The sequence below is a fragment of the Cupriavidus sp. 05T313 genome (genome assembly GCF_056396665.1).
This window is the reverse complement of the sequence record NZ_JBFTLX010000339.1, coordinates 1-6,092: the sequence shown is the minus strand read 5'-3', so window position 1 is coordinate 6,092 and position 6,092 is coordinate 1. Positions and strand designations below refer to the sequence as shown.

Annotated in this window: 6 protein-coding genes and 2 pseudogenes; 4 read left to right on the top strand and 4 right to left on the bottom strand. The window is 62.6% G+C overall.

Features of this window, described 5'->3' with window-relative positions; genetic code table 11:
• From AC1DKD_RS38040 to AC1DKD_RS38030, 3 genes are all read left to right on the top strand, one after another.
• Positions 1-555: hypothetical protein (locus AC1DKD_RS38040; RefSeq protein ID WP_477144474.1), on the top strand; the 555-nt coding region annotated here is incomplete at its 5' end.
• A gap of 12 nt (positions 556-567) precedes the next feature.
• The gene (locus tag AC1DKD_RS38035) at positions 568-1,215 is read left to right on the top strand and encodes a cytochrome b/b6 domain-containing protein (protein ID WP_477112148.1); all 648 of its coding nucleotides are present in this window, start codon (positions 568-570) and stop codon (positions 1,213-1,215) included.
• Positions 1,212-2,048, top strand: coding sequence for a molybdopterin-dependent oxidoreductase (locus AC1DKD_RS38030; protein WP_477112149.1), 837 nt, complete (start codon positions 1,212-1,214; stop codon positions 2,046-2,048). The genes AC1DKD_RS38035 and AC1DKD_RS38030 overlap by 4 nt, the downstream gene beginning before the upstream one ends.
• A gap of 526 nt (positions 2,049-2,574) precedes the next feature.
• Here AC1DKD_RS38030 and AC1DKD_RS38025 read toward each other — a convergent pair.
• Positions 2,575-3,177 (bottom strand): DapH/DapD/GlmU-related protein, encoded by a 603-nt coding sequence (locus AC1DKD_RS38025; RefSeq protein WP_477112150.1) that lies wholly within the window; start codon positions 3,175-3,177, stop codon positions 2,575-2,577.
• A 227-nt stretch (positions 3,178-3,404) separates the two neighbouring features.
• Positions 3,405-3,685 (bottom strand): annotated as a pseudogene (locus AC1DKD_RS38020) (alpha-D-ribose 1-methylphosphonate 5-triphosphate diphosphatase); the annotation flags it as partial.
• A 468-nt stretch (positions 3,686-4,153) separates the two neighbouring features.
• Here AC1DKD_RS38020 and AC1DKD_RS38015 point away from each other — a divergent pair.
• Positions 4,154-4,360, top strand: a pseudogene (locus AC1DKD_RS38015) (IS6 family transposase); the annotation flags it as partial.
• A 29-nt stretch (positions 4,361-4,389) separates the two neighbouring features.
• On the opposite strand, the gene AC1DKD_RS38010 reads toward AC1DKD_RS38015, so the two are convergent.
• Together AC1DKD_RS38010 and AC1DKD_RS38005 are read right to left on the bottom strand one after the other, a co-directional pair.
• A complete protein-coding gene (locus tag AC1DKD_RS38010; protein ID WP_477112151.1) occupies positions 4,390-4,659 on the bottom strand; it encodes a hypothetical protein in 270 nt (89 codons plus the stop codon).
• Positions 4,660-5,934: 1,275 nt separating this feature from the next.
• Positions 5,935-6,092 (bottom strand): phosphate acyltransferase (locus tag AC1DKD_RS38005; protein WP_477112152.1); only part of this gene is annotated, 158 nt, incomplete at its 5' end.

The window sequence follows — 6,092 nt, the reverse complement described above, 5'->3', positions numbered from 1 at the left end:
GCCCCGGCCAACGCGCCCGCCACCGCCCCGACCGGCGTGCGCGGCACCATCACCGCCCTCTCCGGCGACACGCTGAAGGTACGCACGCGCGCGGGGCAGGACCTGGACGTGGCCCTCGCCAAGGACACCGCCGTGCGCGCCGTGACGCTGGCCAAGGTGGACGAGATCCAGTCCGGCAGCTACATCGGCACGGCGGCGGTGCCGCAGGCCGACGGCTCGCTCAAGGCGCTCGAGGTGCATGTATTCCCGCCCAGTATGCGCGGCACCGGCGAGGGCCACCGCGCGTGGGACCTGGGCAAGAACAGCAGCATGACCAACGGCACCGTCGGCAGCGTGGTGGTGAGCAACGGCCGCACCATCACCGTGAAGTATCTCGAAGGCGAGAAGCGCATCGTGATCCCGGCCGACGTGCCCATTGTCAACCTCGAACCTGGCGACCGCTCGCTGCTGGTGCCAGGCACCCACGTGGTGCTGTTCGCCAGCAAGACGGCCGACGGCGCGCTGAGCGCGCGCTTCATCTCCGCCGGCAAGAACGGTGTCGTGCCACCCATGTAAGGCAGTCCCGCCATGCGCAAGCCAGCCTCCCCCGCGTGCAAGCGCCGCGCCGTTGTCCATCCACTGGCGGTACGCGCCACGCACTGGATCAATGCCTTTGCCATGACCTGCATGGTGATGAGCGGCTGGGCCATCTACAACGCCTCGCCRCTGTTCGGCTTCCGCTTCCCGGCGTGGGCCACGGTGGGGGGCTGGCTGGGTGGCTCGATCGCCTGGCACTTCGCCGCGATGTGGCTGCTGTGCGCCAACGGACTGCTGTACCTGGGCTACGGCATGGTCACAGGCCACTTCCGCCGCCATTTCCTGCCGCTGGGCCCCGGCGCCGTGCTGCGCGACGCGGGCCTGGCGCTGCGCCTGAGGCTGCCGCACCGCCCCGGCGCCTACAACGCGGTGCAGCGGATGATGTATGCGGCGGTGCTGCTACTGGGCGTGGCGGTGGTGGCGTCCGGGCTGGCGATCTGGAAGCCGGTGCAACTGTACTGGCTGGCGGATCTGTTCGGCGGTTTCGATACCGCGCGCCGCGTGCACTTCTTCGCCATGGCGGGCATCGTCGGCTTCGTCGCCGTGCACCTGGCCCTGGTGATCGTGGTGCCATCCACCCTTCTGCCGATGTTCACCGGCCGCGCCCCGCGCGGCCATCGTGGAGAGGCCAAAGCATGACCGATGCGACCCGCGAGGCGCCAGGCGCGCGCCACGATGACCCGGCCCGCGAAGCCGGCCGTGAAACCGCCAGCATCATCCAGCCCCCGCACCAGCGCCTCAGCGTGGCCGACTTCCGGCCGCAACTCGCGCGCCTGGAGCGGCGCAATTTCCTGCGCTCCTCGCTGTCGCTGGGCGCGCTGTCGATGCTGGCCGGTTGCACGCTGCAGGACGGCGACACCGTTGACAAGGTGCTGTGGTCCATGTCGCGCTGGAACGACCGCGTGCAGGCCTGGCTGTTCAACCGCAACCGGCTGGCGCCCAGYTATGCACGCGGCCAGATCACCCAGCCGTTTCCCTTCAACGCCTTCTACCAGGAGTTCGACGTACCCGAGGTGGACGGCAATGACTACCAGTTGGAAGTCTCCGGCCTGGTTACCGACAAGCGGCCCTGGAACCTCGCGCGGCTGCGCGCGCTGCCGCAGGCGGGCCATATCACGCGCCATATCTGCATCGAAGGCTGGAGCGCCATCGGTGAATGGCGCGGTGTGCCGCTGCGCACATTCCTGCAGCGCATCGGCGCGGACACAACGGCGCGCTATGTCGGCTTCAAATGCGCGGACCGCTACTACTCCAGCCTCGACATGGAGACGGCGCTGCATCCGCAGACCCTCCTGGCGCTGGACTTCGGAAGCGCGCCCTTGCCCGCCAAGTACGGCTATCCGCTCAAGCTGCGCGTGCCGACCAAGCTGGGCTTCAAGAATCCCAAGCACATCGCCGCCCTGTTCGTCACCAACGAGAACCCGGGCGGCTACTGGGAAGACCAGGGCTACAACTGGTTCAGCGGTATCTAGCGGGATCTGGCGCGACGCATGATCCCGCGGTTTGCGACTTGCGGCACCATGCCCGTGTCCGCCTTCTCGCTGCGACCATCGCTTGCCATATGACGTGCCTCCAAGGCGCTCAAAGGAGCCAGCGTGGCACTTGGCGGGCGTACTCGTACCACTTGGCACCATGCGTGTGTGCAAGCCAAGGCTCCTCCCCAAAGACTACGCGCAAGTGGAAAGCGACTCCGACGATGATGGCGTAGTTGTGCAAGCCCGGGAAGCCGAACGACATCGCTCAACCCAGAAGTATGAGCTTGAGGGAGACGTACATGGGCTTGCGCGTATAGCGATACAGGCCAATGAAAATCCGTCCGCAGTGGGAGTAATGCTTGGCGAGTGAGCCGAAAACGGGCGCCAAACCGCTGGAAAACCGATGAAATGGCGGCTGGCTTCCGGATTGTGAAAAATGCTGGGCATACGAGCTGCGCAGCGGGRAGCTCTGCCCGTGCGCAGCGAGTACTTCAGCACCCTGCTAGCTAGGCAAAATCGCCACTCAGGCATTTTCCCCACTTTCCGCGCGAAGTTGGCCGCCGTACTTCTCGGCGAACTCGACCGCAGTGAGCTCGCGGAAATCGGCCAAGGCCGCATCGATTTGCTCGGGGTTCCAGTGCCACCAGGCGATCTGCTGCAGCCGTTCTGAAGTGTGCGTGTCGACGCGAAAGCGCAGCACGCGCGCCGGCACTCCGACGACGATAGCGAATGGCGGCACATCTTTGGTCACGACCGCTCCTGAACCGACGGCTGCCCCCGTGCCGATAGTGACACCGGGCATGATGATGGCGTCATGGCCGAGCCACACATCGTGACCGATCTCGACCCTGTCCTGCGCGCGCCATTGGAAGATGCCGGCGTCGTCGTCGAGCGAGAGCCCATACGAGCGTGAGCGATAGGTAAAGTGGTGGTGGGTCGCCCGCCACGACGGGTGGTTGGGCGGGTTGATGCGCACGCCGGTGGCGATGTTGGCGAACTTGCCGATGAGTGCGTGGGCGATCTGATTGTCGCCCATCGCATAGCCGTAGTCGCCGATTACTGATTCGGCAACATGACTGCGTGGGCCGAGATAGGTGTAGCGGCCAAAGTCGCTAGCGCGAACCACTGCCGTCGAATGGATCTCCGGCTATTCTGACAAGACACGGCCGAGCGTCCACGGATCCGCAGAGACGCCATGATTAATCAGCATAAAATCTCGCAATTCAATGTTGAGGTGACAGCGACTGCGCTTGCCCCGCACTCACATAACGAGGCTGCGCAGATAGGCGGAAACGCGTTCGGTGCAAGCGACCGGTACGAAGGTGGCGATCAACAGGAACGACACCATCTGGTGAAGACGGTCGTGATGCTGGGCGCGGTCCACCTGCGCATCGCGAATCACGAACGCCGCGTCCGATGTTCCACCGCACGCCGGGACGCGGCACGAGATGTTTCTCGAGATTGTCCGTGTGCAGTTTGATCAGGCCAGGCAACAGATAGTCGCCGTCCCAGTCAGCGGCCTCGCGAGCGGACGTGATGCCGCGCTCCAGATCGCGGATGAGGCCGTCTTCGATACGCAAGGAGCCTGTAAGTTCTTCATCTCGCGTGACGACGCGAGCGTTCCTGATCAGCATCGACGCGCTCCGTATGTGTGTCTGCCTCTGTGTAGTGTTGCTTTAATACGCAGCGTAGTGGTTGTAATTCGAGGCTGCGCGTCGCGACTTCTGGGAGCACTGCACGTGCGTGAAGACCGCCATCCGCTCTCGCCGCAAAGCGGAAGCAGTGAAGGCTAGAGTGGCGCTCACCGGTGTTCATGCTCATCCAGAGAATGGTCATGGCGCATCTATTAATCTCGACGTCTAGATGATTTATATGGGAAATATCGAGTGATCGTTTACGCGAGCGATGTACTTCATCTTTCTATCACGGCTGGCGCCCGGCAATGCGTGACATCGCAATGATTAGAACCTGTGGGGTTGACAACACCATGACAACGACAGACAAAGCAGTGCCGCATACCCCGCCCGACCTTGGGGCGGGGGTTGCAGTCTAGCGGCAGATCGAAGACATCCGCGCTGCCGAGATTGCATCAGGCGTCTTCGGTGAGGACTGTGGTTTGGAAAATGCCATATCAAAGTCACCAAATCATCGAAGAGTTGCTGTTCGAGCGCGGCGTGATCGTCAGCTACGAGACGGTCCGCCGCTGGTGCGACAAGTTCGGCGCGGGCTTCGCACATCGCGCCAAGGCGGCTCGCTCCAATTCCGGCAGCGCGTGGCATCTCGACGAGGTGTTCGTCACCCTGCGCGGCTAGCCTTATCTACTGTGGCAAGCTGTCGATCAGCACGTCGCCGAACTGGATGTCCTGCGCGACAATCCAGCTTCCGGTGCGGCGGGAGTGGCGGCGTGCCTTATTCCCAGGCGCTGGAGTAGTGCCTTACCTTCGGGGGTCAGTCGGTACTCGGTACCGGCGGAAGACGTTTCGACGACTTCCGCCAACAACTCTTGTTGGAGAATGATTGCGTCAGGGTCGGCGAGTGGGACTTGGCCAGGCGCGCTGAACAGCACCAAAAGCACTGCAATCTCGTGGGGGCTAAGCAGCTTCTTCATTGGAAGTCATCTCGATGAAAGTTGCCGTTGTGCGCGTTCCGCTGACGGCACGAGCCGACGGAGCCGCCTGCCAACATGCATGCCACCAGTTCGGCTATCGAAATATTTGCCGTGTCTATCAACTACCTCAGCGGTAGGCCGACACCGGCGGCCTGAAAGGCTCAGGGTACCGTCGAGTATGGTTGCCTCTTAGGGCATGTCGCCGTGATGATGCTGATGACCTTCAATGGCATCCGGGCCATGGTCGGAGAAATGGGCGTCAAACCATTTGTCCAGGGCAGCGGCCAACTTGGGGGCCGATGTTCAATAGACTAGCTCGCCCCCCTTTCAACATCTCGATACCCAATGGCGATTTGACTTGCTTTGGCCGCACGAAGTTCGGATGCACCGGGCATGTCTTTGCCGTGAATGTGGGTAGGATCCGAAAAGTCGCCCTGGAGAAACTGCTGCTCTACCTCTTGCAAGTGCTCCCTCGAGTGGGGTTCCGGCTGAAGGCCCCGAATCAAAATTCTGGTGGAACCAGCCGGTTGCTTGACGCCGAACTGCGAGCCAAAGTTCTTTCTCTCCAGAAGCCCCTGGTAGCGACCGACCACGCGCACATCGCCCAGCCCGTTGCCAGACGAGCCCGATGCATCGGTGTCTCCTGGGGAGATCGTGGTATGGGTCCGGCTGACATATGACACCTGAACGTTGACACCCCAATCCGAGTTGAAGCTTTATTCAATGCATACATGAGCACCCGATAGGGTTGTGTCGCAGAAAAGCAGAATCAGCAGCCGAAGTTGGCAATGGCCGTATTGGTTACGCTGCCAGGGGTAAAATTGCTGTGCTTGGCCAGCCAGGAACGCCACCGCAACGGCTGGAAGCCTGCCACCGGGAGCAATCCCATGCGAAGCAGCGTGCGGTTTCGTGGGCCCCCGGTGCCGGCAATCCCGGGAAATATACACTCGTGTGAATGCGTCCGCTGCGCCGGCGACCCGCCATCGCGGTTCTGTTCTGCTGGCACAGCGGATGGACAGGACGAAGTTCTCCACGAGAAAGCACGGGTTTCGCCGCCGCTTGCGCCGGAACCCACAGCACCGATTGCACAGCCGCGCCAGCGGATGCTCCGATAGTGTCAGTAGACAATCCTCCCTTTTTCTGACGGACTTGCCCCCCGCTTTTGGCCACTCCCGCGGCATGCTGCAATACGTGCATGGTTTACTTAACACATCCCCCTTCGTGGAAGGACGGCCATGCTGACTTGCCACCCACTGCTGCTGTTGAGGACCGTTACTAACGCAGCGCGTTGGCTTCCGCCACCGCTACCGCCGTCATATTGACGATGCGGCGCGTGGTGGCTTGCGGGTTGAGGATGTGCACCGGCTTGGCCGCGCCCAGCAGGATCGGACCAATGGTGACACCCTGTCCGCCCGTGATCTTGAGCAGGTTGA